Origin of the sequence: Paenibacillus lautus NBRC 15380 (genome assembly GCF_004000945.1) — a bacterium.
Taxonomy (GTDB): domain Bacteria; phylum Bacillota; class Bacilli; order Paenibacillales; family Paenibacillaceae; genus Paenibacillus_AQ; species Paenibacillus_AQ lautus.
The window spans coordinates 22,183-46,150 of record NZ_BIMF01000007.1 but is presented as its reverse complement, the minus strand read 5'-3'; the positions used below and the strand labels follow the sequence as shown (position 1 = coordinate 46,150).

The 23,968-nt window shown below is 42.6% G+C and carries 23 protein-coding genes; 6 read left to right on the top strand and 17 right to left on the bottom strand.

The features are described from left to right. Positions 1 to 116 precede the first annotated feature (116 nt). Entirely contained in the window at positions 117 to 665 is a 549-nt protein-coding gene (locus tag PLA01S_RS14590) for a TetR/AcrR family transcriptional regulator (RefSeq protein WP_127592839.1), read from the top strand. Between the two features lie 111 nt (positions 666 to 776). Here PLA01S_RS14590 and PLA01S_RS14585 read toward each other — a convergent pair whose 3' ends face one another. Next, positions 777 to 1,553 carry an NAD-dependent epimerase/dehydratase family protein gene (locus tag PLA01S_RS14585; protein WP_127592838.1) on the bottom strand — a complete coding sequence of 259 codons (777 nt, stop codon included), beginning with the start codon at positions 1,551 to 1,553 and terminating at the stop codon, positions 777 to 779. Positions 1,554 to 1,916: 363 nt separating this feature from the next. On the opposite strand from PLA01S_RS14585, the gene PLA01S_RS14580 reads away from it, so the two are divergent. Further along, a complete protein-coding gene (locus PLA01S_RS14580) occupies positions 1,917 to 2,102 on the top strand; it encodes a DUF1049 domain-containing protein (protein ID WP_127592837.1) in 186 nt (61 codons plus the stop codon). Between the two features lie 262 nt (positions 2,103 to 2,364). On the opposite strand, the gene vat(I) is transcribed toward PLA01S_RS14580, so the two are convergent. From vat(I) to PLA01S_RS14535, 10 genes are all read right to left on the bottom strand, one after another. Further along, positions 2,365 to 2,994 (bottom strand): streptogramin A O-acetyltransferase Vat(I), encoded by a 630-nt coding sequence (gene vat(I) / locus PLA01S_RS14575; RefSeq protein WP_127592836.1) that lies wholly within the window; start codon positions 2,992 to 2,994, stop codon positions 2,365 to 2,367. A gap of 416 nt (positions 2,995 to 3,410) precedes the next feature. Beyond that, on the bottom strand, positions 3,411 to 4,388 hold the full coding sequence (locus PLA01S_RS14570) for a hypothetical protein (protein ID WP_127592835.1): 978 nt from the start codon (positions 4,386 to 4,388) through the stop codon (positions 3,411 to 3,413). Further along, positions 4,378 to 4,956 carry a sigma-70 family RNA polymerase sigma factor gene (locus tag PLA01S_RS14565; RefSeq protein WP_127592834.1) on the bottom strand — a complete coding sequence of 193 codons (579 nt, stop codon included), beginning with the start codon at positions 4,954 to 4,956 and terminating at the stop codon, positions 4,378 to 4,380. Before PLA01S_RS14565 ends, PLA01S_RS14570 begins: the two co-directional genes overlap by 11 nt. 210 nt (positions 4,957 to 5,166) lie before the next feature. Further along, positions 5,167 to 5,970, bottom strand: a complete 804-nt coding sequence (locus tag PLA01S_RS14560) for an undecaprenyl-diphosphate phosphatase (protein ID WP_127592833.1) — start codon at positions 5,968 to 5,970, stop codon at positions 5,167 to 5,169. A 289-nt stretch (positions 5,971 to 6,259) separates the two neighbouring features. After that, positions 6,260 to 7,084 (bottom strand): squalene/phytoene synthase family protein, encoded by an 825-nt coding sequence (locus PLA01S_RS14555; protein WP_127592832.1) that lies wholly within the window; start codon positions 7,082 to 7,084, stop codon positions 6,260 to 6,262. Positions 7,085 to 7,200: 116 nt separating this feature from the next. Beyond that, a complete protein-coding gene (locus tag PLA01S_RS14550) occupies positions 7,201 to 7,926 on the bottom strand; it encodes a dimethylarginine dimethylaminohydrolase family protein (RefSeq protein WP_246059569.1) in 726 nt (241 codons plus the stop codon). A gap of 98 nt (positions 7,927 to 8,024) precedes the next feature. Beyond that, on the bottom strand, positions 8,025 to 8,177 hold the full coding sequence (locus PLA01S_RS32520; RefSeq protein ID WP_246059519.1) for a hypothetical protein: 153 nt from the start codon (positions 8,175 to 8,177) through the stop codon (positions 8,025 to 8,027). A gap of 543 nt (positions 8,178 to 8,720) precedes the next feature. Further along, complete coding sequence (gene ppsA / locus PLA01S_RS14545) at positions 8,721 to 11,330, bottom strand: phosphoenolpyruvate synthase (protein ID WP_127592831.1); 2,610 nt, start codon at positions 11,328 to 11,330, stop codon at positions 8,721 to 8,723. Positions 11,331 to 11,632: 302 nt separating this feature from the next. Continuing rightward, complete coding sequence (locus tag PLA01S_RS14540) at positions 11,633 to 12,097, bottom strand: DUF8821 family protein (protein WP_127592830.1); 465 nt, start codon at positions 12,095 to 12,097, stop codon at positions 11,633 to 11,635. Positions 12,098 to 12,175: 78 nt separating this feature from the next. Beyond that, positions 12,176 to 12,655 carry a GyrI-like domain-containing protein gene (locus PLA01S_RS14535; RefSeq protein ID WP_127592983.1) on the bottom strand — a complete coding sequence of 160 codons (480 nt, stop codon included), beginning with the start codon at positions 12,653 to 12,655 and terminating at the stop codon, positions 12,176 to 12,178. Positions 12,656 to 12,765: 110 nt separating this feature from the next. Here PLA01S_RS14535 and PLA01S_RS14530 point away from each other — a divergent pair, with 110 nt between their 5' ends. Further along, a complete protein-coding gene (locus PLA01S_RS14530; RefSeq protein WP_127592829.1) occupies positions 12,766 to 13,728 on the top strand; it encodes a helix-turn-helix transcriptional regulator in 963 nt (320 codons plus the stop codon). A gap of 95 nt (positions 13,729 to 13,823) precedes the next feature. Here PLA01S_RS14530 and PLA01S_RS14525 read toward each other — a convergent pair whose 3' ends face one another. Continuing rightward, a complete protein-coding gene (locus PLA01S_RS14525) occupies positions 13,824 to 15,215 on the bottom strand; it encodes an amino acid permease (protein WP_127592828.1) in 1,392 nt (463 codons plus the stop codon). 751 nt (positions 15,216 to 15,966) lie between these two features. Between PLA01S_RS14525 and PLA01S_RS33020 the strand changes: the two genes are divergently transcribed. Then, on the top strand, positions 15,967 to 16,560 hold the full coding sequence (locus PLA01S_RS33020) for a class I SAM-dependent methyltransferase (RefSeq protein WP_127592827.1): 594 nt from the start codon (positions 15,967 to 15,969) through the stop codon (positions 16,558 to 16,560). Between the two features lie 91 nt (positions 16,561 to 16,651). Here the strand turns inward: PLA01S_RS33020 and PLA01S_RS14515 are convergent, their stop codons facing one another. Then, on the bottom strand, positions 16,652 to 17,725 hold the full coding sequence (locus tag PLA01S_RS14515; protein ID WP_174819220.1) for a phosphotransferase enzyme family protein: 1,074 nt from the start codon (positions 17,723 to 17,725) through the stop codon (positions 16,652 to 16,654). A gap of 253 nt (positions 17,726 to 17,978) precedes the next feature. Between PLA01S_RS14515 and PLA01S_RS14510 the strand changes: the two genes are divergently transcribed. Then, the gene (locus tag PLA01S_RS14510; protein WP_127592826.1) at positions 17,979 to 18,722 is read left to right on the top strand and encodes an EcsC family protein; all 744 of its coding nucleotides are present in this window, start codon (positions 17,979 to 17,981) and stop codon (positions 18,720 to 18,722) included. 316 nt (positions 18,723 to 19,038) lie between these two features. Next, a complete protein-coding gene (locus PLA01S_RS14505) occupies positions 19,039 to 20,388 on the top strand; it encodes a glycoside hydrolase family 64 protein (RefSeq protein WP_174819219.1) in 1,350 nt (449 codons plus the stop codon). A gap of 309 nt (positions 20,389 to 20,697) precedes the next feature. On the opposite strand, the gene PLA01S_RS14500 is transcribed toward PLA01S_RS14505, so the two are convergent. The 4 genes from PLA01S_RS14500 to PLA01S_RS14485 all read right to left on the bottom strand — a co-directional run bounded on the left by PLA01S_RS14500 (position 20,698) and on the right by PLA01S_RS14485 (position 23,917). Then, on the bottom strand, positions 20,698 to 22,143 hold the full coding sequence (locus PLA01S_RS14500; protein WP_127592825.1) for an MFS transporter: 1,446 nt from the start codon (positions 22,141 to 22,143) through the stop codon (positions 20,698 to 20,700). A 299-nt stretch (positions 22,144 to 22,442) separates the two neighbouring features. Continuing rightward, complete coding sequence (locus PLA01S_RS14495) at positions 22,443 to 22,856, bottom strand: VOC family protein (RefSeq protein ID WP_127592980.1); 414 nt, start codon at positions 22,854 to 22,856, stop codon at positions 22,443 to 22,445. 59 nt (positions 22,857 to 22,915) lie between these two features. After that, positions 22,916 to 23,440 carry a spermidine/spermine N(1)-acetyltransferase gene (gene paiA / locus PLA01S_RS14490; protein ID WP_127592824.1) on the bottom strand — a complete coding sequence of 175 codons (525 nt, stop codon included), beginning with the start codon at positions 23,438 to 23,440 and terminating at the stop codon, positions 22,916 to 22,918. 24 nt (positions 23,441 to 23,464) lie between these two features. Then, positions 23,465 to 23,917 (bottom strand): MarR family winged helix-turn-helix transcriptional regulator, encoded by a 453-nt coding sequence (locus PLA01S_RS14485; protein WP_127592823.1) that lies wholly within the window; start codon positions 23,915 to 23,917, stop codon positions 23,465 to 23,467. Positions 23,918 to 23,968 lie beyond the last annotated feature (51 nt).

Below are 23,968 nucleotides of genomic sequence, written 5' to 3'. Positions count from 1 at the left end.
TTATTATAGAAGAAAGAAGTCGAAGTTCAATGGTTAAATAAGCGTAATTTGTTGATATATCAACAACATCATCAAAAATGTTCATTATTTTGGGAAGGTCAGGGGGAAAAGAAAAGATGGCCAAAGTAGATCGGAGAATTCTAAAAACGCAGGAATCCTTAAAAAATGCCGTTATTGAATTGATGGCTGAAAAAAACTTCGATGACATTACCATTCAAGACATTGCAGACCAGGCAAATTTAAACCGCGGTACCATTTATCTGCATTATCAGGACAAGTATGATTTATTGAATCAAATCATGGAGGCACACATTAATGAATTAAAAGAGATGGATACATGGGCATGTGAGATGGAATGGGCGGATGCTCTTGTTCCGTATTTCGAATATTTTGAAAAGAACTATGTGCTATTTTCAACCATGTTAGCGTCCAAAGGTGCCCCTTCCTCTTTCAGAACGCGGCTGCTTACTTCATTCATGGAAGGATTCAGAGGTGAGATTGACAAAGAAAGCGGAAAAAATGCGGAATTAAATGAAGATGTGATGCTGCAATATGCCGGCACTGCTTATGTAGGTGTCATTGAATGGTGGATCCGAAATGGAATGCCCTACTCGCCGCAAGTCATGGCCAAACAAGTCGGGTCCTTGTTAGAAAGAAGCCTTTAACTCAAAATGAAAAAAGCCGCAATACATGCGGCTTTCAGTCGCCAAACCTGCAGACAACACCGATCTTTATCGATGCTTGGACTCCAGGTTACCGGTGAATCTTCGAAGTTGCTATTGCTGCTGTCCCCCCTGATAGACCGTCTCATCCTGATGCACCTTGCGTCCCGCTGCTTTGGCTAGCTCAAGCAGCTTGGTTGCGTCATCCTGAGGTTGGTATCCGATCAAGTCCTTCAGATAATCGATGTTGTAGTAGTTATCGCTATTGGCGGAGGTGCCGTACAGATTTAAATACTTAAGTTCGTCATCAGCTTCAATGCAACAAACGATCAGTTGGAGCATATCACGCTCGGATATCCAGATATGCCCCGCACGCTCAGAATGAGGACGATCGTCCCCAGGAAAGTTGCCAATACGAATATTTAACGAAGAGATCTTGCCCTGATCTGAATAAAGTCGGCCCAGCAGTTCGATATAACATTTGCTGAGCCCGTAAAAGCTATCCGGACGGTACGGATCGTCAGGCTCTACCTTCTCGGAAGTCTTATAGAAACCGGTCGCATGATTGGAACTGGCAAAAATAATGCGGCGAACGCCATTTTGCACCGCTGCCTCAAATAACTTGTATGCACCGCTCACGTTACCAGCCAGCACCTTACCGAGAAAATCCCCGTTGTCCTTTATCCAGGCAAAATGAAGCACCGTGTCAATTCCTTGCGTGAGCTCGGCCAACCGGGCCTCGTCCACGATGTCCATTTGTACAATGCCTTGCTTATCATCCGCCTGTATATCCGCTCCGACAATGTCATACCGATTGTCTTTTTGCAGCCCCTTGTAGATTACATTCCCTATGGTGCCCGCCGCTCCGGTTATTAACAGTTTGCGTTTCATTCGTTTAAACTCCTTTCTCGCTTCGTCGTCACGCGATTGCTGTGCTGTTAGTAATTACCCGTTAGGAGAAGGATATATACGATAATATTCGTCTGACTTAGTACCATTTAAAGAATGAGTATTCTAACACGAGTGCAAACTCGGGACCATAAGTTCATTAAAACGGAAATTAAGCTTTCCATAGCCACCCTTTAGGGCGATTACAAAAAGCTTAATCTGCTTTAGAACGTCAATTGAGCACTCTTTAAAACTTTCCAGGGAGAAATATCCGATTTTATGTAGAAGATCATTCACGACGTCCGACAATTCCGTGGCATAAGTTCATTACTGAAAAGGAAATACTCTTCATGAAGGAGGGTTATCATGGTTAAAATCAACAGCTGGCTCGGACAAATGGCTCACAATTATTTGTTAATCGTAATTGCAGCCATCATCTTTTTTGGTATCAAATCAATTCTCGGTTTATTAACTTACAGACACTACAATAAGGAACTGCAACAATTGCACAAAAAAATAGATCTCCTTTTAAAAAAATTTTCAAAAGAATGAGGTACGGCGTGTATGATCAGAACTGAGCCTCACCCCCTCCAACCCCCATCTATGGAATCGTCCCATTTTGTACGGAACCTTCTGATTCTTACACTCACGTAACAATGCAAAAACTCTCATCCTAAACAAAAAAATGACCGGCGTTCAACCGGTCATTTTACTTTATACTCTTATGCTTTGACCATGGGTATAAATGGTCCAACACTTGTCTGCCCGTGAGCCTTGAATTAACATTTTGTTCGTACGGTGAAGAATTCGCCGTCTACCGTCTCATCTTTCTAAGCAAATCCATATTGCCGCTTCCAATCGCGCCAATATATTGATTGATGACTTCGATATCGCAATCCCACCATTTGATTTCCAATAACTCTTGAATGATTTCTGTTGAAAACCGCTTGCGGATTTCCCTTGCAGGATTTCCTCCAACGATCGTATAGGGCTCCACATTCTTTGCAACGACAGCTTCTGCGCCAATGATAGCCCCGTCGCCAATCTGTACACCTGCCATGATCGTTGCACGCCTTCCGATCCATACGTCATTTCCAATGATCGTATCACCCTTGATCGGCAAATTTTCTATAGATGGAGTGAATTTCTCCCAACCGTTTCCAAAGATATTAAATGGAAAGGTTGAGCCGTCCATCCGATGGTTCCCTCCATCCATCATAAATCTGGTTTCGGAAGCAATTGAACAAAACTTTCCGATTATTAATTTAGTTCCAATGAATTCATAATGGTATAATACTTGATCCTCAAATGATTCTCCGTTTAATGCATAATAGTATGAATAATCTCCTGCGATAATATTAGGTTTCGTGATCGTGTTCTTAATAAATTGGAGATTGTTATCCCCGGGGAGAGGATATCTCTCATCTGGATTCGGTCCTGTCATTTCTACATCATCCCTCTCATCGCAATTTATCCGGCTGGAACGCTACCATCTTTCAAACCATTATCGGCCACACAAAAAAACCTCCTTTCCGGTCAACGGATAGGAGGCACACATACAAACACAAAGACGTGCTGCTATACAAAAAAAAAGCAGTCGCAATTTATGTTCACATATAAAAGCCCACACTAATCCTATCCCGAAAACCTGGAAAATAGATTTTCTTGGTGGATAGGATTAATAAATCATCGGCTTTTGGTCACCCTTTCTTTACTGAATAAGACAAATTTACCATACTCCACATATGGAATCAACTCCCATTAACCGTTTCTGTCCCTCCAGTCATTTGAAATGGTGAAACTCGAGTAGCTTCCGCCTTCCTCTTCATTTAGTATTAGCCATTCCCAGCCGTTATCACCCTATAGACTTCTTGCGGCTTCCATCAGCTGCTCTTTAGTCATAGCCGTCGAATCGCTGCCTAACCGATAAATGATCGCCTGCCCCTCTTTTTCAAGCATCCAGCTGATTTCTTGGTAGAATTGGCTGTCGGTATATATATATGAATCTTTTTTAAAATAATGGGCCGTATGTCCATTCAGGTTCATTTCTTCATATTTCGCTGAAGATGGGGCTACCATCTGTAATTTCACTGTGGAATCGGGCGCGGTTTCCATGACCAAATACATCGTCTCTTGATCTGAGTTCCGGTATACGGATGTGTAAGTTAACAACGGAAACGAGGTTGGTACGGGCGTTTTTCTCCATGTAAAGTCTTTTCCCGTCTCTTCGCTTTCGGCTTTCAACTCTTCCATTAAAGCTGTGATATCCGTTTCGGAGCCCACATAAAAGCCGAAAGGAGACAGCTCCATTCCTCCCGCGAACCTGTACGTTCCAAGCAAGGAAGCTGGAGGCAAAACATCAAAATGACGGTCCGTTAATACCTTTCTCCAAGTATCCAGGTCCTCGTTCACTTCCGGCTGCGAGACAAGAATGAACGGCAAGCTCTTGACGTTATCCAAATCGGTTAAATAGACGACGGCTGACTCTCCCGGGTTTAGCTGGGCTTTCACCTCATTTCGTGCCAGGCGGATACTCTCGAGCTGAGTTTTGCTTAACTTTACATCCTCTAACGTTACGGCGGACATTGTCATATTGCCTTTCGTCTCTTCAAACAGCAGCGTTCGACCTGCATAAGCAAAGCCGCTTACGACCGCAATCAGTAAAATGACCATTACGGCCTTGGACCATTTCCATCTTCTTCTCATCGGTTGTTCTCCCTTCTTCTCCAGCATTTGTTTCCTGTAGACGTTCATTACTCGCAGATCTATAGAAGGAGGACACACCATGTTTTTTGTGTTTTCTTCAAACTCGTCTTTCAATTGTTGTTCAATAGACATAACCGTCCCGCTCCTTTCTGTGGTCCCGCTGGCTATACATATGGCGCAGTCGTTTCAGGGCATGATGGTGCCTGGATTTTACGGTGCCTATTGGAACCTTTACCAAATGGGCGATTTCTTCAAGGGTCAAATCCTGATAATACCTGAGGACGACAACCTCTTTGAGCTTCATAGGCAGCGCTTCAAGCATCGGAATCAGCTCCAGGCGGTCACTAAGGAGGGATACTCGATCTTCCATCGCCAATGGAGGCGGTTCGGAAAACACTCCTTTCACCCTTTCCAATATTCGATTCCTGCGCCAGCTTTTTCGCTTCCAGTTCCGAACTTGCCTGATAATTAAGCCGTTGAACCAAGAACTGAATTTCTGCTCCAGCCTATAATTGTCCAGGCTCTTAAACAATTCGATATACACCTCGCTCATAATATCCGGGACGTCGTGCTTGCTTGGGGTAAGATAATAGATTAATCCGAAAGCCTGATCACGCGTTAAATCATAAACTGCCTGGAACGCTTCTTCATCTCCCTGGCTCATCCGGATGAGCCAAGGTTGGATATCCATTTCATTCATAGGGCCGGCCTCCATCTTAGGACTTACACCTGATATTGGCTCCATCGCCCAATAAGGTTCAATATGATGTTAAAAAAACCTTGGGCAAGCTCGTCTTCATAGTACAAAAAACGCAGCTTTCCGGCTGCGTTTTTTCTTATTATACTAGGATTTTCTTTTAGCAAAATGGTAGCGGAATAGATTTCTTTAGCAATTCATGCCGAAAACCGGTCATTGGATGACAATTAAATAGAAGAGAGCTGCTAAGACAAAACGGTATAGCGCAAACCATTCCAATCGAAGTCGCTTAATCAGTTTGATGAACGTCACGACTGCAATCAGTGCCACAAGAAAGGATGTCGTAAAGCCAATGAACATGAGAAAGAAATCGTCAGCATTCAGCAAATCGCGACTATCGTATAAATCCAACAAGCTTGCACCAAACATAACAGGTACGGAAATAAGGAACGTAAAATCTGCGGCGGCTTTTTGGCTGGTGCCAAGCAAAAGTCCGCCTGAAATCGTCGAACCCGATCTCGAAAATCCCGGCCACAAAGCCAAACATTGGAACAGGCCAATCCCGAAAGCTTGCTTGTAATTAATCCCATCCATCGTATCAGCGGTTTCAGTTCTCCTACTCCGTGCAGCAATGATCATCAACAATCCACCGGCAACTAGACCGATCAAGACAGGGGTTGGGCCGAATAATTGGCTTTTTATAGTGTCCTTGAAGAGAAGATATAGAATTAATGCCGGTAACATAGCCAAAATCATATGAATGACATTTAATCCTTTACTTTGGGAAAAATCCATTCTAATGAGATTAGCGCCAATTTCCAAATATCTTTTCCAATAAAGAATGAGAACCGCCATAACTGCACCCAACTGAATAACAATTTTAAAAGTTATTGCAGCGTCTCCCTCAAAGCTCAGCAAATTGCCTGCTAAAATAAGATGTCCGGTAGACGATACCGGTAAAAATTCAGTTAAGCCCTCTATAATGCCAAGTATTATTGCTTTAACTACATCAGTCATCAATGAATATCCCCCTTCGGAAACAAAATTGTTCAGCAATTTCCAGTATAAGGGGGACATCTATATATTCCCATCGATTAATATAACAATATCCCATTCCGTATGACATAATTGTCACATTGCTCATTGTTTTAGTCTTAAGCAGCCCTTTGACTAATAATTGGGAGGATAGGCACCCACTTGCTACAACATGAACGAAATTGTTCTCACACACAGACTACGTGAAAAAGGACAGCCCTGCTAAGCCGGGACTGTCCATCATCCAACGTTCTGATATGAAGTAATTATATTATCCAGTCACACGATTCACAATTTTTAGAACCGTATCCCGCGTTAATTTACTTCCACCCGCAGAAATGAGGTTGACTGTAGCATGAGCTAACGCTAATGGAATCTTGCAAAACTTTAACGCTGGACCATCCTTCAGGTCTGCGATATAAGAGTCTGCGGTTTGTAAATTACGGCGCGTATACTGTTGCATCTCATGAAATCCCCAACCATCAGGGAAGAAGTCAACGCCACGTTTAAGATCCTCATCTCTATTTCTAAGTATATTTACCGACTGTAGCCCTCTTCCGAAGGCAACCGCCTTCGTTAGATCAGATTGCGTTCCGTCATGCCATAACCATAGTTCGGATAACATTTCTCCAACCATACCAGCAACGCTATAGGTATATCGATCCAGATCCTCTTCTGTATGAATGTTCCACCCGCTCTGAACCCATTCAGACATATGTAACGCCATCTTTGCGATGTAATGATATACGATTGGAGCTCCGGAAGACGGACAAAGAATCGCCCATTTATCTAGTTGCATCGTAACTTCTGGTAATACGGTCCGATAAGGTGATAGGAGTATTGGTGTTGCTTCCATAATATCCTGCGACTTAAATATTTCATGAATCCCAAAAAGCAATTCAACTTTCAATTCGTCAGTAAGTTCATTATGATCCTCGATTTCGTCTATTGCTCGCATACATAGATAGGCAGATGTAACAGCCTCCTTTAATCCTAAATCCAAATAACTAATGGGTATATAAAAAGTACGGCTCGTCTTCTTTAACATGGACATGGCTTCATTCAAGGCGACGTTATTAATGAGTACTCCCTCCAAGTATTAGCTAAGTTTTAAATTGCTCATTACTTACCATGATAACATACGTTGATATAGTCAATCCAAATTGTACTTAAAACAAAAAAAGCCGCAATGGATGCGACCTCTTATAACATTTAGCCATCACTTCTTAAAAGAGGCTGAGTGCTACATCTGAAAGATCCACCGAAACTTCTTGATATTTTAAAATCTACATACTCTACGTTAATCCCTCTTTTTTCTAACTCATCTCCAATAAATTTAAATTCATGATCTGTAATATATACATTTTCATTTACAGGAAGACCATTTGTTGCAAGTCTGGAAGCGTCATCTAATGTTACATTTATTTTATCCCAACCTTTAAACTGTTCAGGTATGCCATCTAATAATGCTTCTTCACAAACAATCATTAACCCGTCTCTAACCAAGCTAATAGCACAGTCAAGATGAAGTATTGTATGATGAAGGGGTACCTCGACTACCTCATATCCAAAGTTTCTTACCAAATTCCTCATCCATTTAACACCATTTTCATTTGATGCAAGTCCAGATCTACCTACAAATATAGTTTTATCCAGGACTAAAACATCTCCTCCCTCTAAAAATGGCCCATCCTCTGAGTATTGCCCTTTTGATATATCTGGTTTAGGAATAGATAAGTATAAGCATTTATTATCGTTTGACTCCATTGCTAATATATTTCTAACAGGTAGTATTTCATTTCTTCTATGCGGAAATCTAAGAGACCCTTCTATTAAAAAATGCCCTACTGTGAAGAAAGGATCTCTTACGAAGAAATTACTATAACCATCCTCTTTCCCCATCTCCTTTTCATAGTCCGTTAGCAGCCTAGGAACGATTACTTCTACATTATATTTTTCTAAAACTTTCTTTAAATTTGCTCTTTCAGCTTCCCATTCTTTCTGTCTTTCTGGGAAAACCTCTCTATAGTTTTTACCTAATAGTCCTTACCTCTATATAAATCTCTACTTTCTTCTGTTAAGAAATCTTCATCACCTAAATCTTCCTTCGATGGGAATGCAAATTCAGATTGAGCCATAACGACTCTTTTTAATGGAGCAAACTCACTTTTTACATAAACATGACTCATACAAATTCCTCCTGATATTTATTTGGGTTACACCGCCTGTTAATTAATTGCTTAAGGATTCGCATAAACATCATTTAATAAAAGAGTAAGATGTTTCCAATGATGAGTAGTGAACATAAAATTGTTTTCTCTACCACATGTTAAATCAATCCTTGCAAATTCACTCATCCATCATTATAACAGACGGATTGACTGACCGTAGCTCGAGACTAGGCATCGTTATAACAAAACAAGAGGCAAACCGATATTCTCGATTTGCCTCTCACCCCTCCATGGGAATGACGCGTTTATAGATTTGTTCTCTCGAAATACACTAGGAAAGATCGTTTCTAGCTAGTCTCAAACCTTGCAAAACAGCACGCGTCTACCATCAAACTCAGAGGGATTGGAGGAATCTCTTGATTGCTTGGCCGCCTGCCTCAACTAGAGGTTCGACTTGCTGTGTCGCCTCATCTGGCAAGAAGTCACTAATCGACGCCTGCGAATAGTTTAGCGGCGTTTCCGAAGTCCCGAAGCTGGACATTGACCACACGTATTCATTCATTACAATATTTCGATATACCCTTCTGTTCCATTCACGCGAATTCGTTGCCCGTCTTTGATCAGTTTGGTGGCATTTTCCACGCCGACAACTGCGGGTAAGCCATATTCACGTGCAATAACTGCTCCATGGGTCATCAGTCCACCCACTTCGGTGACTAGGCCTTTGATGGATACAAACAATGGTGTCCAGCTAGGGTCAGTAAAGGATGTGACTAATATATCTCCATCTTCCAGATCAGCATCTTCCATGTTTAAGAGGACACGTGCTCGCCCCTCTATAACCCCGGAGGAAACAGGCAGACCTGCAATCGCTCCGACAGGGAGATTCTCTCGTTTGTACTCGCCTGCGATGATTTCACCATCCGAGGTGATAACACGCGGCGGAGTTAGTTTTTCATATATTTTGTACTCGTCTTTTCGTTTGTTGATCATCCGGTAATCCAGTTTATGTGTGCGTACGACTTCGTGAAGTTCCTCAAAAGTGAGATAATATATATCTGCTTTTTCATGAATAACACCCACTTGTACGAGTTGTTCGGCTTCTTTCAGTAAAGCCTGCTTATAAACGAAGTAGCGATTAATATACCCGTATTTTGGATATTCACGATAACCGATGAAATTCCGGACGAGGTCGATCATTCGTTTGGTTTCTTTGGCTTTTTGTTCACCATCCGGCAATTGCTTCAATCGATATAATAAGTCTTGTTCTTTTTGCAGAGCTTCCTGTCGCCCTTGCTCAAATCTCCTATTGCTTTCGTGAGGCTCAAAGTTTTTGATGTTATTCAGAATTAAAGGCACAAGCGTAATCGGTTTTTCGCTCCAACGCGTTCGAGTAATATCGATTTCTCCGGCACATCGCATACCGTATTTGTTGAGATAAGCTTGCACCGCGTCTCGGGCTTCCTGTCCGCCTTCAAACTTAGGTAGTTCATCCAAAAAGGGATCATCTTTTACATGTTGCAAATATTCAATCACTTCCGGATAAGGACGGATCGCATCTGCGACATCCAACAACGCCAGACCCATTTCCGAAGTAATATTGTGGGGCACGGATTGCGAAAGCGTATCGGCTGCGTTTTTTTCCCCCAACCACTTCATCATTTTCTCGTTGATCCATTCGGAAGCATCCATAGCCGCCATAAACACAGAGGAACTTCGGGGGTCGAATAAGATCTTCTTTAATTGTTGGATATCTTCCAGAATAAAATCAAACAAATCCGATCCCGATTTCGCTTGGATGTTATGTTTTAGTTCTTCTACTGAAGCTTGATTGCTCTTAATCAAATCGGAAACGATTGCCGGATCGTGTTCGAATTGCGCTTGAACGCCTGCGGACGACTTGCCTTTACCGCGATTCCCGGAACTCAGTTCTTTATCATCAGTCTGCACCAGTTTTATAAAATCTCGCTCTATAATGGTCTCAAGTGCGTCTTTTATGAGCGGATCGGATCGTCCCAGAGTTAGTAACGCATCTCTGCCGACAGGCGAAGCCAACATAGCTGAAATATCGACAAACAACCTCCCACCGGCTTTACGCATAGGTGCAGAAGTAATTAACAGGTAAAAAGACAACCCCAGTGGTTTTATAGGATCCGTCATCATTTGTTGATGACCAACAGAGATATAGACGTGATTTTCTTGATCGCTCGCTTCAGGGATCGGATATAAAGTCGTGATTGGCCGACTCTGAACAATATAAAAGGTATCATTGGCCAAACACCATTCGATATCTTGGGGCTGGCCGAAATAAGCTTCGATTTGTCTTCCGATGCGTGCCAGTTGTAGAATTTGCTCATCAGTAAGTGTTTGAGTCTTTTGCTGATCAGGATCGATCTGCTTTGTCTCCGTTCCGCCTTCTTTTCGTCCATAGATCGCCAATGTTTTGGCTGCTATCCTCTTATCGACGATCTCCCCTTCCCGTACTTTATAACCATCGGCAGATACTAAACCAGAGACCAGCGCTTCTCCAAGTCCATAACTGGCATCGATGGATAACACCTTTCGGCTCGAGGTCATCGGATCGGCGGTAAATAATATCCCTGAAGCCTGTGGGAAAACCATCCTTTGCACAATAACGGATAAATAAACTTGACTGTGGTCAAATCCATTTTGCATACGGTAGATCACCGCGCGATCCGTAAATAGGGAAGCCCAGCATTTGCTGATATGCTGCAAGATGGCATCGACGCCGATGATGTTTAAATAGGTGTCTTGTTGACCGGCAAAAGAGGCATGCGGTAAATCTTCGGCAGTCGCACTAGAACGCACGGCATAAGCATGTTCCTCGCCAAACCGGGAGAGATAGTGAGTTACGGCTGTCACTACATCGGGAGGAATTTCTATATCCATAATGGTTTGTCTGATCTTCTTGCTGATTTCCCCAATTTGATCTCGATCTTCTGCTTTTAGCATAGTTAGTCGACCCAGCAAAGCATGATACGTTTCGTTTTGTTCGATGGCTCTTTGATATCCCACGGTTGTAACACAAAATCCTTCGGGAACCTGTATTCCTTCGATTTTTGATAATTCCCCTAAATGTAACCCTTTTCCGCCAACGAGCCAAAGCTGCGTTTTTTCCATTTCCTGAAAATCGAGAACCAACGAACGCATTCAACATCTCTCCTAACCATTAAATTGAGAAAAAACGTTTGACAAGGCATTTTTGGCATGGTACAATTAAATTGTAAGATAAGATATTTGTGTCAATTCGCCTTTTGTCAGTCGTGGTCTGATTATATCACCATGTCTGTTTATATGCAATAAAAAAGAACCTTCAGGTTCTTTTTTTGTTTTCCGCTATCTTAGTGGCATCCAAACCAAATAAAAAGAGCTGCGAAATATCGCTGCTCTTGTCAATTGATAGCTAGCAGGGTTTTCACTGCATGCACAAGTTTCTGTCTTCTGTTAATGCTTTAATATTCTCCTTTAATGACGAAAAACGAGCCCCGAATGGTTCCAGCTAATTTCGACTTCTGTCTAGCAAACTTAAACTTCCCTTCCAACTCCTGTGGTACCTCCATCCCCTCCGAAAGCTTAAAACCAACAGCCCGCTTCTTAGAATCATCCACCGTATACATGACGTTGAGGGCAAGACCATCCTCATAAAAGACGTAGGCAAATTGGATATTTTCCACTTGAAAGCGCGACGTTTCTAGAGGTTTGGCCGCAAACTCAAGATCACGTTCTTCTTTTAAAATTCGGTTTACATAATCAAGGGTTTCCTGGCTTTCGCTAGCGGGTACAACTGTAAATTCATGCTTATATTTGTTCATAAAGTAACGGGCTTCATTCGCTCGTAAACCAGCAAGCGCTTCTGCTGCGGGTGAAGACTCTAAGCCATGCGTAGACACATTTTTAAAATCAACGATATAGGACATTTCCATTCCTCCTAAAAGTTTTGCGAGCATTACTTCATTGAATCGACTTCGAGTAAAGCTCGCATCGAGAGCATTCGATTATTTCCTTACAACCGGAATCCACAACTCACCGAATACAAGATCGTTTCGATGCCCCATTTCAACCGTTGCATTTGGCCCGCCAACATAGGCAAAATTTTGTGCTTCCGGCAAGACTTGTCCAAAGGCAATGCCAGTAAGTTTATTACTCAACTCATCAGCCGTCTTCCCTTCCCCTTTTACAACGAGGTATTCCCCTTTAGGAAATTGAATCACTCGGGTTGCTTCAGGTAACGATGTCTCTGTCATGACGCCGGCATAATGCATCATCTTGTTATTCACCGCTTCGTTTACGGCAAAAATGTAGTCGTTTGCGGCGATGGCCTTTAACGTATCCAGCCTTCCATCTTGTTTCACTGCCTCCCAAAAATCGGCCTTCTCCTTGTTTATGCCAGCATAGTCTGTGTAATCGCTCTGAAGCTCCGTTCCAATTCCTAATACGATAAAGCTGTCTTTTTCCTCAAGCGCATAATTTGTCATATTCAAAACCTTCCTCTTTTTTAAATTTATCAAATGATTGTCTTTTCACTTGATAGGTTTATAATAACCTTAAATCATGTCAAAAAATGATACTGTTTAGGAGAGGCCCGATGAAAAAAGTTGAACGGATCAATACCATCATGCGATATATCAACAACCGCGCCCACTTTACCATTTCTGAGATCATGCAGGAATTTAACATCTCTCGTTCGACGGCGATTCGAGATATCCGAGAAATTGAAGCCATGGGGATGCCGCTTGTTGCTGAAGTTGGGAGGGACGGGGGTTATTTTGTTATGAACAACTCTGTCCTGCCCACGGTCCGCTTTACCGATACTGAAATTAAAGCGCTGTTTATTGCCTTTATGGCCACAAGAAATCAACAACTCCCTTATCTAAAGAGTCGTCAGTCTTTAGCTGAAAAATTACTAGGCCTCATCTCGGAGAACCAGCAAGATGACCTTGTGCTTTTGAATCAAATATTGCTTTTTGAAGGGACCAACCCCAATAACCCAGACCTGCTTGACCTGTCTGACCTGCCCCATCCGATGTTAGAAAAGCTCATCCAAATTCTTCTTGTGGACAGGTATTTATTGGTTTCCATCAAAGAAGAAAAGATGATAAAGTCTTATACCATTTATCTCTTACACCTCTATCGTGAAAAGAGCTTATGGCTAATTGAAGGCTTTGACTTAGAGGAAGAAAAGAGGCGGATTATTCCTGTCGACAATCTCACCCATGTAGAACCATACCCTCCGAAAAAAAGAGTAAGTAAGAAAAAAATTTTAGAACAACTAAGTAAGCACGAAGAAGTAATCAACCTTGTCCTTGATCTTGGCCCCAAGGCGATTGCCCAGTTCAAAAAATACCATCCTTTAAAGTTTTCAATTTCATATACGAACCCGTATCAAACCACAGCTACCTTAAAGACTTTTATCAATGTTCATCATTCAGAAGAATTAACTGAAATTACAAATTGGCTGCTTTTCCTAGGTGGAGATATCAAGGTCAGGGAGATACCGGAAGAAGTCTTAGCAGGTTTACAAGAGAGATTAAACTTATACTGCCCATAAGCAGTACCCGTTTCAACCTTAAAATTAAAACATCCCATTCCTCTTTTGGTGAGAATGGGATGTTTATTAGTATCTTCAAATGGAAGTCTTCCAATTCATTTGTTGCTATTTTCATGATTGGTTTGATCGTGTAATGGAGCTGCCTTGCCAACCCCAAAAGCGTAATAACTCATCACAACCATACCTAAGAAAATAATGCCGGATATCAGGGAGATGCGAGTTTCATCGTTCATCCACATACCGACCAGTACCATAAGCAAAAAGGCAATGGTCACATAGTTTGTCACCGGGGCGAAAGGCATTTTGAACGGATGATGCTGCAAGGCATCCCCCTTAATTTTTCTGAAATTGATTTGACTGATTAGAATGACAAACCACGGTACCATACCGGGAAGTACGCTGGCACTGTACACGTGCACAAACAGATTTTCGGGTGAAATATAGCTTAAGATCACGCCAATGCCCAATCCCACGAGTACGCCAATCGTTCCAAGCAAGGGCACGCCGTTACGGGACAGTTTCGTAAATATTTTCGGTGCCTGTCCATTGACTCCTAATGTATAAAGCATGCGTCCCGCGCTAAAAATCCCGCTATTACAACCTGACATGGCAGCTGTGATGACAACAAAGTTGATCAGCCCCGCAGCAGCAGTAATGCCGATTTTCGCAAATGTAGCAACGAACGGACTGCCGATGGCTTGCAATTGATTCCAAGGGTAGACCGTAACAATTACAAAAATCGCGCCAATATAGAAGATCAAAATCCGCCAGATAATACTTTGCGTCGCGCGCATTAACGTTTTTTGCGGGTTTTTCGCCTCACCTGCTGTAATCCCGATCAGTTCGACTCCTTGATAGGCCCCAATCACTAGCGAGAGAGCAAAGAAAAACCCCGACCACCCACCGGTAAAAAAGCCCCCATGCTGCCACAAATTAGAAAATCCGATCGCATTCCCGCCGTTGCCTATTCCGAACAAAATCAGACCAAACCCTGCAACAATCATCAAGATGATGGTAACGATTTTAATCATCGCAAACCAAAACTCAAATTCACCAAATGATTTCACTGAGAATAGGTTGGCTGCACCGAGAATCACGATTGCGACGAGCCCTGGTATCCAGGCGGGCAAATCCGGAAACCAGTACTTCATGTACGTCCCAACAGCAATGATCTCCGCCATCCCGACAATAACCCATTGGAACCAGTTGCTCCAAGCTGTCACATACCCTGCCAAAGGATGAATGTACTTATGTCCAAAGGTCGCAAATGACCCCGTGCTCGGTTCTACATACTGCATTTCCCCCATTGCGCGCATGATGAAAAATATAAATACCCCTACAATTGCATACGCAAGCATCACCGAAGGACCTGTCCATTTGATCGTGCTTGCAGAGCCCATAAATAATCCGACACCGATTGTGCCGCCTAAAGCAATCATCTGAATATGACGAGCTTCGAGCCCTCTCTTTAATTCATTGTTTTTCATTGCAGTTTCCCCCTCTGCTGCTCTCTTTGCTGTTCATTTGGACAAGTTCCAAAATCTCATAAGAAGTAGACGCCAATTTTGTTTTATACACGCTAATCCAATTGTAGTAGCTTGTTCCTATGAAAACAATTATATTCATTTGGTAAACCTACAAGGGGCCCTACTATTCTAGAATGACATCAATCTCATTTATTATCAGACCTTATAAATGTATATAACCCCATCCTAATAATAGGACAGGGTTAACATTGCACAATCTGAATAATGCGTGAACCCCATGGACCCGAGTGATCTTTGAAGGAAAACAAATGGTAAAACAAAATGGTAACCATACTTTTTCTGAATGAAGAGTTAAAAACCTACCCATAATACGATAGTTCGGAGCCCGAACAAATATCCCAGAATAAGGAGTGAAATGGTATGCAGCGGATGATCCCTTTCAAAATCAATAATCAGAAAACCGTCATGTCTTTATTAGCTGTAGGTGTAGGTGCCACACTCATTGGAATGGCATATAGACGCAGGTCCAATAGAAATGTTTGGGGTCGAATGATGAGGTCTATTCAATAATTTTCTTGAACAGTAAAAAGAATAAAGCAGTCGGATTCAAAACTCCGGCTGCTTTGTTTATACAACCGGTTTGCTTTTCTTAAACGAAGGAAACCGGTTATGTTTTCTAAGTATATCGAATGCTGCAATGAGTTAAATTAACTTTTGAGTTCCATAAATAAGGTGGTGACTTGTTTACACTATGCCTCTATCCCCGCGCCTGTATCACTGGTTTGTCCGTCCACAATGGATTACAAAAAAATACATCCATGACCATATCCAAAATCATTTCCAATTGGAGAATAAGTTCATTCTTGATTTTGGGTCGGGTACTGGAGCCAATTGCTCCATTTGTCATTCAGATCGGTATCTCGGCATTGAACCCAATATGGATCGGGTTCGTCTTGCCAAAAGGCTGTACCCCAACCACAAATTTGAAATATTTGATAAACACCAGATCCCTATAGAGAATAATACCATGGACTATATCTTTGTCGTTGCTGTTCTTCATCATATATCAGATGATCAGATTCGTTCTTATTTGATCGAGTTTGAACGAATCCTGAAACCAGGTGGGAAGGTTATCGTCATGGAGCCGTATTTTTGTATGAACAGAACATTTAACAATCGATTTATGAACTGGTACGATGATGGGGAATATATCCGCAGCGAGAATAGTTACCTTAATTTATTTCAAAAAGGGCAATACGAATGCGAGGTCATAAAGAAGTTTACAAAGTGCATGTTATATAACGAAATTTACTTCACGGCGGAGCCAACCAAGCAGCTAAATTAATAGCCTCCTGTGCACTTAGCTCTCCATCCGAAATTACAGAGGTTTCTGACTTAATATCGGACACCGCATATTATCAAAGCTTGCTAAAAGACTAAATTTTTCGTTCCTCATACTCAAAGGGTTCTTCACACGAGTAAATCTCATGGAAAAATCCTTTATACGGGATATCGTCTTCCAAACATTTTATGAGATACGATAACTCCTCGTCACACTTCGGTTCCTCACCATTGTTCTGCATCCCCTCGAATGTATCAACAATATTTTCCATGAGGGTTACTTTGATAAATAAGGGCAGCTTATCCAACATCGAATCTTCGATCTTGGTCTCGGATCTGTATCCCGCGAGGACGGTTTCAAAATAATCATCCATAAACTTTCTGCGTTTATCGGCGTCTGGTTCAAATTGTATCCAGCCCACCCCGTGTGTCCAGAGATCTGCCAGGTCATACATATACCAACCGAAACATGAATTATCGAAATCATATACGGTTATTTGCCCGGTATCAAAATCTATCGAATAATTCCCATCGTTATAATCAAAATGAATCATACCGAAAGTTTCCTGGTTTCTGTCCAAGCCTTCCAAGGTAGTAAGGAGCTTTGTCAGCTTCTCCTTGAGAATAAATAAAGACTCGGGTATTAGTTTATCGATATATTCGGCATTAAATCTGTCAAAGAAATGATACCGGCGATGGACAGGAGTATACCCTTTTGAGATCTGGTGCAGTTTCCCCAGGACTTTACCGCAATTATAATAATATTCGGTAATGGGAGCTCCTTCCCGGTACCGATAATGATTTTCTACAAGCATTTTCCCCTTAGCCTTTTCAAACAAGCAGATAAAAAAGGTATGATTATTGTGAGTGATCTCCTCCAGCAGATTCCCCTTCCGGGAGCTGATTACATTGGAGACACTGCCTCCATGCTCAAATAGATATCGAACATATTCGACTTCACCCAGAAAATCATTCCGGCTCCTGTCAGGTAAGAAAGCGATTCTTAGTATTTTTGAATGGCTCCCTTCTTTCTCACAGGTATATACGACATTCCTTCCTCCTTCATGTGGCGGAATCAGCCGGATATCATAGCCCTCCAACCCGTACAACTCTGATATTAATGGAAGTAAATAGGTATCACCGATGTTAACAACCTCGTTATTATTCATAGCATCTCTCCTTTAACAATTCAATACACACTTACAGAATAACCCTTTTTTACATATGACTACAAATCAAAAAATGATTATAGCGAATTTCTCCCAATTACTCGCTCTTGGTTCATCCACAGTAAATCACCTTACTAAGGGCTGCATGTGCGAAACTGGACTTTAGTCGAGGTCCACTACCTGCCGCAGTCTGTTCCGATTCACGAAGATATTCGTTACAATATAGCAAAGACTTTTGGAGGAGCGATTGATCATGAATTACGCACATAAAGTGCAGAGGGAAATTGCCAACTGGGAACAAAAAATGTTCAAACCGCCGGGATGGCTGGAAAAAACATCGAAAACCATCGGCAATCGAATTAATCATTTGATTCCCCCGAAGGTGCACAGCATGATTACGACCACCATACGATCGATCGTGCGCACGGCGCTGTTCGGTGCGGAATATACGCCCAGCCGTCCGGTGCAGCATACGCTGGAACTGGAGTCTGCCGATCAAGAAGCGAAAGAGTTGTTTGCCCTATACCAAAAAATCGCGGTTGCCGAAGGCGCTGGAACGGGAGCTGGCGGCATTATGCTCAGCATGGTAGACTTTCCAGCTTTAATTGCGATCAAGATGAAATTTTTGTTTGAGCTGGCGCATGTTTACGGTTATGACACCAAACACTTCTCCGAGCGGGTATTCATTCTCAAGGTATTTCAAATGACGTTTTCGGGACCGGAAAACCGTGCCAGGTTGCTCTATTCCATCAAGCATTGGCATATGGAAAAGGAACAATGGCTCTCCGACGCCGAATATTCCCGAAATATGGACTGGGAGACATTTCAGATCGAGTATCGCGACGCCATTGACTTCCGGAAAATGCTGCAGATGGTCCCCGGGATCGGCGCTATCGCAGGCGCATGGGCCAATTACACGATTCTAGATGAGCTGAACGAATTCGCCATGAACGCTTATCGCCTGCGCAGATTGCACGATGATATCGTTATGGATTAATCCTCTCTCCATTTACGTCCAGGAAACAGGGGGGTTTTCGCGATGACCGCGCCCTTCCTATTAAACAACCTATGTGTAAAACACATCACTGTGCTCTATTGGATGATTACAAGAGATGACCCCTCATCCGAAATTGCGAACCCCTTACCGAAATTCCAATACTCCTATATTTTGGTAAAAGGGATTATAATCGTTTTTGTAATCACATTGATTCTAATGTCAGACAGCCAAATACAGCCGCCAACACAAAGGAGGAATGCTGTTTCAAACCCAATTACGAAGTTGCTTTTATCCCCATTCTAAAGGAGGAACTTTGATGATGCGAAAGGGAATACCTTATCTGCTGATCCTGTCGTTGCTGTTGACCTGTTGTACCCTCTTCGGTACGAAGGCAGAGGCTGCGGACTATACGCAGGGCGTCGAATTATCCGGAAGCGTAGCCACCGTATGGTTCAAATCCACCGTTAACACGAGTTGGGTCGATGTCCATTATAAAGTGAACGACGGCGTACAGCAAAATTTCAGAATGGCTTACAACGCTAGCAAATCCCGATACGAACAGGCCATCTCAGGCATTGCAGCAGGCCACGTGATTACGTATTCTTTCACTTACAATAACGGAACCCCAGCCTACGACACCGGTGTCTTTACTTACACCGCCGGTTCCACGCCACCTCCCTCTTCTTCCGGCTCCATTTATGACATTCATCCATCCTCAATTCCCATGCCGCCAAACGGCGCCGTCTCGGTGAAAATCATGAACGGGACCCACGGCGCCTATACCGACCAGCAAATATACTGGGGCGTTCTCGGTATCAATCCCGTCAACAATCAGTGGAGCTATCTGGACCTCAATGGCAATCTGATCCCAATCTCCAGCGCCTTGAATGATGCGCCGGGACATCTAACCAAGAACGGTATCAACTACGCCAACATTTATCACAAGGCCAGCGATGCTTCCTGGGTCACCTTGCCCCGGATCACGTCGGGCCGAATGTTCCTAAGCGTTGGCACTCCAATGTACATGAAGACTTATAACGATGGATTCGCCGGCCCCGATCTGAACAATCCGACCGATCCAAACCGCGACATCTATTTCGATTTCGTCGAATTCACGATTGACGCGGCTGGCTATCACGGCAATACGACCCGCGTCGACGGATTCGGTTTTCCCCTCCAGCATCGACTGATCAACATATCTGGTTCCTTCGATCAGACCGTGGGTGAACTCGAATCCGAAACCCGAAACGGAATCTTCGCCAAATTCCAGGCCGAAGTTCCTGGAGCTTTCAAATCGCTGGCCACAATTCAAGCGCCGTATCGCATCGTCGCGCCGATTCACGGCTCTTTCGCCCAGGGTGGTGCTAATGCGAACTATTTCGGCGGGTATGCCCCATACAGTACGCAGGATATTTTCCGGTGCGACGGCTCTTTAACGGATGCGGCAACTTGTGCAGCCATCAATCGTCACGTATATACGACGAATGACTGGAATAACGTGTCAAATTACTATCAAGCCGCGCCGGCCAATTATTACGCGAAATTCTGGCACGATCACAGCATTAATCGCTTGGCCTACGGGTTTCCATATGACGATGTCAACGGTCAGGCTGCTTACCTTGAAGTGGGCGATCCGAAAGGTCTGATCATTCGCGTAGGCTGGTAATCATCCACGATTGCTAAAGCATGGAACCCGCCGATATGCAAAAAAATGCCTTGGTATCAATGAAGCTGCCTGTCCGGCGGACCAAAACTGATCAACATTAAGCACTTATTTAATCGGCAGGTACATAAGTTTTTGTTTGCCGACAGTTGAATAAATTCAAACTTCAAAAACAAAAACGATGCCATAAAAGTCATCGTTTTTGTTTTTGAACAATTAAGTGGTTTGCAACAGTCCCGCTGTTTACGCATAAGTTGAAAAACAGCAGCCATTTCTCTGGATACCCATCTCTTCCGTTTTGTTGAACAACGATTACATCGCTTTCGGAACGTTTGAGTCTGTCTGTTTAGGCGAACGGATAAACATCAAGGCTAATATCGCACCTGCAAAAGCAACGATTCCAGACCAAAGGAAAGCTTGCTGAAAACCATGATTAAGTGCTGCCACAGGATTAGAATCTGATATGGAAGCAGTCGTTGATGCAGCGATCGCTACCATGATAGCAAGACTAATGGCTGATCCTATCTGATAGCTTGTATTAGCAAGTCCGGATGCCAGCCCCGCTTCTTCAGGCTTAGCTCCCGACATAGCGGCCATCATAGAAGGAATATAGGCTAAAGACATTCCGAGAGCACCTAATAGTGAAGCTGGAAGTATATGAATAAGGAAACTGCCATCCACAGGCGTATTGGTCGAGAACAAAAGCATTGAACATCCGAGGGCAGTCAATCCAATCACGATGTTTGCTTTTATACCGAATCTACCGATCAATTTGCCCGTAATAACGATCATGAAGATGGCAATCAAAATAGTCATCGGAAGCAGTCCGACACCTCCGGCGAATGCTGAAAACTTTAGTACTTGCTGCATATATAGATTCAGAAAGTACCATAACGGAATCCAACCACCAGATAACATGATGAGTGCGATATTACCAGCGGCCAGATTAGGCGCCTTAAAGATTCGAAGAGGCACAAGCGGTTCCTTTTTGATTAGCTGAATAATGAGGAAAAGGATAAACAGTATTACCCCAGCGATAAGTGTCCACAGGGTGATTGCTGCTCCCCATCCATTATGTTCTGCCGTTACGATACCGTAAACGATTAGAACCAATGATGCTGTTACTGAGATGGATCCTGCGACATCAATGCTTCCTTTTCTACGTATACCTTTTGCTAAAAGACCAGGAGATAAAAGTAAGGCGACAACCCCGACAGGTACATTAATTAAGAAGGTCCATTGCCAACTTAACCACTCCGTTATAACACCACCCAGAAATACCCCTGCTGATCCTCCAGCAGCTGCCGAAGCACCCCAGAACCCCAATGCTTTACCCAATTCTTTAGGATTACCGCTGAATAACATCATCACGATGGTTAGAGCTGAAGGTGCTATTAATGCGGAACCGAATCCTTGCAGTGCACGACCGATGTTTAGTGACTCTTCGTTCCATGCAAAACCAGCGAGCAAGGATGCTACTGTGAGGATCATAAAGCCCCACATGAACATGCGCCGTTGTCCAAAGAGGTCTGATAATCGGCCACCGAGTAGTAATAGACCACCGAAGAAAATCACATAAGCATTAAAGACCCACTGTAAACTTTCCTGAGTATATCCAAGCGCTTCTTTGATTGCTGGCAATGCAACTCCGATAATCGATGTATCCATAATCACCATAAAATTCGCAAGACACAACAATGCTAGTGCGAACCATCGTTTTGGATCTGCTTGTAAAAGAACCTGCCCTTGATTTGACATTATATATTCAACCTCCTTTAGCTACATATCACCAGGTTCTTTTGATTCGATAAATTAACGCTCTCGACGGCCGGCTTAGAGAGTAAGTTAATTTCAATCCATTATTTACCGGTGAGTTTTGTAATTATAGTATACCCCCCCACCCTATATTGTCAATAAATTTTTATTTAACAAAATAATTTTTTCATAACAATTAACGAAAACAGCATTCGAAAAAATACAGTGATAATAAAAAAGGCGCAGAACTTGAAGTTCTACGCTTACAAATTGAAGAGGAGCAATAGCGACGTGGAATGGATTTAAGAATTCCAACTCGAGCACAGAAAATCCTTTCGATTCAAGATACTACCGAGTGACATATGCGTTCCCTCGAAACGGGCGAGGCATCTAGAGATCGTCGCTACCGTACGTTTGATCGAATCTATAATTCGAGATCTTACGTCTGGAGGAGCCGAAAGCGGAATAAGATGGGCGTCGTCGGGAATTCTCCCCCCTTCCTGCACAATCGTTACGATTTCAATAAAATTGTCGACAAAATCGATATGAGCATTAGCTGCTCCAAACGGTTTAGGGGCCTCCCCTTCTTGTTCTGCCATCATCGGATACGCCGGCGGCGTGCATACGGTGCCTAGCTTACGGTACAACTCCAATGCCGTCTCCATATCTTGGACGACATGCCCGACATGATGAATTTTGTCAATTTCAGTACCCATCATACAACCTCCTTATCATTTAATATATTCAAACAACCACGATATAGCTGAACGCCATTTCATTGTTGCATGCATGTTTTGGTCATGATAAAGTCCTTCTGTTCTTCATCCCCCATATAGAAAGAATGGGTTCCTGTTTGAACAAACCCCATTTTCTTATAAAAGGCAATAGCATTTTCATTTCGTTCCCATACGCCTAACCAGATTCTATTCTTATAGCGTTCCATCGCAATTTCCATTGCTTTATTAAGCAGAAACTTACCCAGCCCATGTTTTTGAAATTTGCCCTTAATATATATCCTCTCGATTTCAAGCGAATCATTGCCCATCATTTCAGTTTGAGCATCATTAGTGTTTAGCTTTAAATACCCTGCGATTTCTTCATTAACATAAATAAAATAGAACTCCGAAGAGATATTGGATACCTCTTTTTCTAGTTGGCTAATGTTAAATGCTCTTTCTAAGTAGGCTTTCATATTTTTAGATGAATTTTGATCCTTAAATGTCTCATTAAACGTCTCAACACTGATGTCTTGAAGTGAGCCTAGGTCTTCTAACGTGCACTTTCTTATTTTAAAAGTCAATTGGCTTCTCCTCTCTTGTGTAATTCAATACAATCTCTTGTTCCCCTTTTTTACAAACTCCCAATCTTTTTCAACGTTTTTTCTGACCCTCTGCAAGAGATTCAACATCGTTTCTGCTTCGCTTTCAGAAAAACCCTCTAATGCAACCCTATTGGAATAATCATGTTCTCTTTTTATAAAAGGATAAACTTGTTTCCCTTTCTCTGTTGGAAAGAGTTTTTTGATTTTTTTATTAAACTGATCTTCTTTCTTTTCAATAAATCCTTGAAGTTCAAGCTTTTTTATAGCTCGGGCTGCAGTTGTTCGATCTACTTTTATCATCTCAGCTAACTTTTCTTGAATGATTCCTGGGTTTTCACATACTCGAACAAGGTACAAGTACTGTCCTTTTGTCAGCTCATATTCTTTAAATTCGATATTGCTTATCGAATCTAATGCCCTTGCGATCATTCCAATCTCACGAAGTATTCCCTCCATAAATTGACTCCTTCGTTCTCGTTTATGTTGTAAATGCAATAAAAATTATGT

Bases quoted from the DNA above. Each gene is read 5' to 3' on its own strand.
- PLA01S_RS14590 (WP_127592839.1), top strand. From the start codon at position 117: ATGGCCAAAGTAGATCGGAGAATTCTAAAAACGCAGGAATCCTTAAAA.
- PLA01S_RS14585 (WP_127592838.1), bottom strand. From the start codon at position 1,553: ATGAAACGCAAACTGTTAATAACCGGAGCGGCGGGCACCATAGGGAAT.
- PLA01S_RS14580 (WP_127592837.1), top strand. From the start codon at position 1,917: ATGGTTAAAATCAACAGCTGGCTCGGACAAATGGCTCACAATTATTTG.
- PLA01S_RS14570 (WP_127592835.1), bottom strand. From the start codon at position 4,388: ATGTCTATTGAACAACAATTGAAAGACGAGTTTGAAGAAAACACAAAA.
- PLA01S_RS14565 (WP_127592834.1), bottom strand. From the start codon at position 4,956: ATGAATGAAATGGATATCCAACCTTGGCTCATCCGGATGAGCCAGGGA.
- PLA01S_RS14560 (WP_127592833.1), bottom strand. From the start codon at position 5,970: ATGACTGATGTAGTTAAAGCAATAATACTTGGCATTATAGAGGGCTTA.
- PLA01S_RS32520 (WP_246059519.1), bottom strand. From the start codon at position 8,177: ATGAGTCATGTTTATGTAAAAAGTGAGTTTGCTCCATTAAAAAGAGTC.
- ppsA (WP_127592831.1), bottom strand. From the start codon at position 11,330: ATGCGTTCGTTGGTTCTCGATTTTCAGGAAATGGAAAAAACGCAGCTT.
- PLA01S_RS14540 (WP_127592830.1), bottom strand. From the start codon at position 12,097: ATGTCCTATATCGTTGATTTTAAAAATGTGTCTACGCATGGCTTAGAG.
- PLA01S_RS14535 (WP_127592983.1), bottom strand. From the start codon at position 12,655: ATGACAAATTATGCGCTTGAGGAAAAAGACAGCTTTATCGTATTAGGA.
- PLA01S_RS14530 (WP_127592829.1), top strand. From the start codon at position 12,766: ATGAAAAAAGTTGAACGGATCAATACCATCATGCGATATATCAACAAC.
- PLA01S_RS14525 (WP_127592828.1), bottom strand. From the start codon at position 15,215: ATGAAAAACAATGAATTAAAGAGAGGGCTCGAAGCTCGTCATATTCAG.
- PLA01S_RS33020 (WP_127592827.1), top strand. From the start codon at position 15,967: ATGCCTCTATCCCCGCGCCTGTATCACTGGTTTGTCCGTCCACAATGG.
- PLA01S_RS14515 (WP_174819220.1), bottom strand. From the start codon at position 17,725: ATGAATAATAACGAGGTTGTTAACATCGGTGATACCTATTTACTTCCA.
- PLA01S_RS14510 (WP_127592826.1), top strand. From the start codon at position 17,979: ATGAATTACGCACATAAAGTGCAGAGGGAAATTGCCAACTGGGAACAA.
- PLA01S_RS14505 (WP_174819219.1), top strand. From the start codon at position 19,039: ATGATGCGAAAGGGAATACCTTATCTGCTGATCCTGTCGTTGCTGTTG.
- PLA01S_RS14500 (WP_127592825.1), bottom strand. From the start codon at position 22,143: ATGTCAAATCAAGGGCAGGTTCTTTTACAAGCAGATCCAAAACGATGG.
- PLA01S_RS14495 (WP_127592980.1), bottom strand. From the start codon at position 22,856: ATGGGTACTGAAATTGACAAAATTCATCATGTCGGGCATGTCGTCCAA.
- PLA01S_RS14485 (WP_127592823.1), bottom strand. From the start codon at position 23,917: ATGGAGGGAATACTTCGTGAGATTGGAATGATCGCAAGGGCATTAGAT.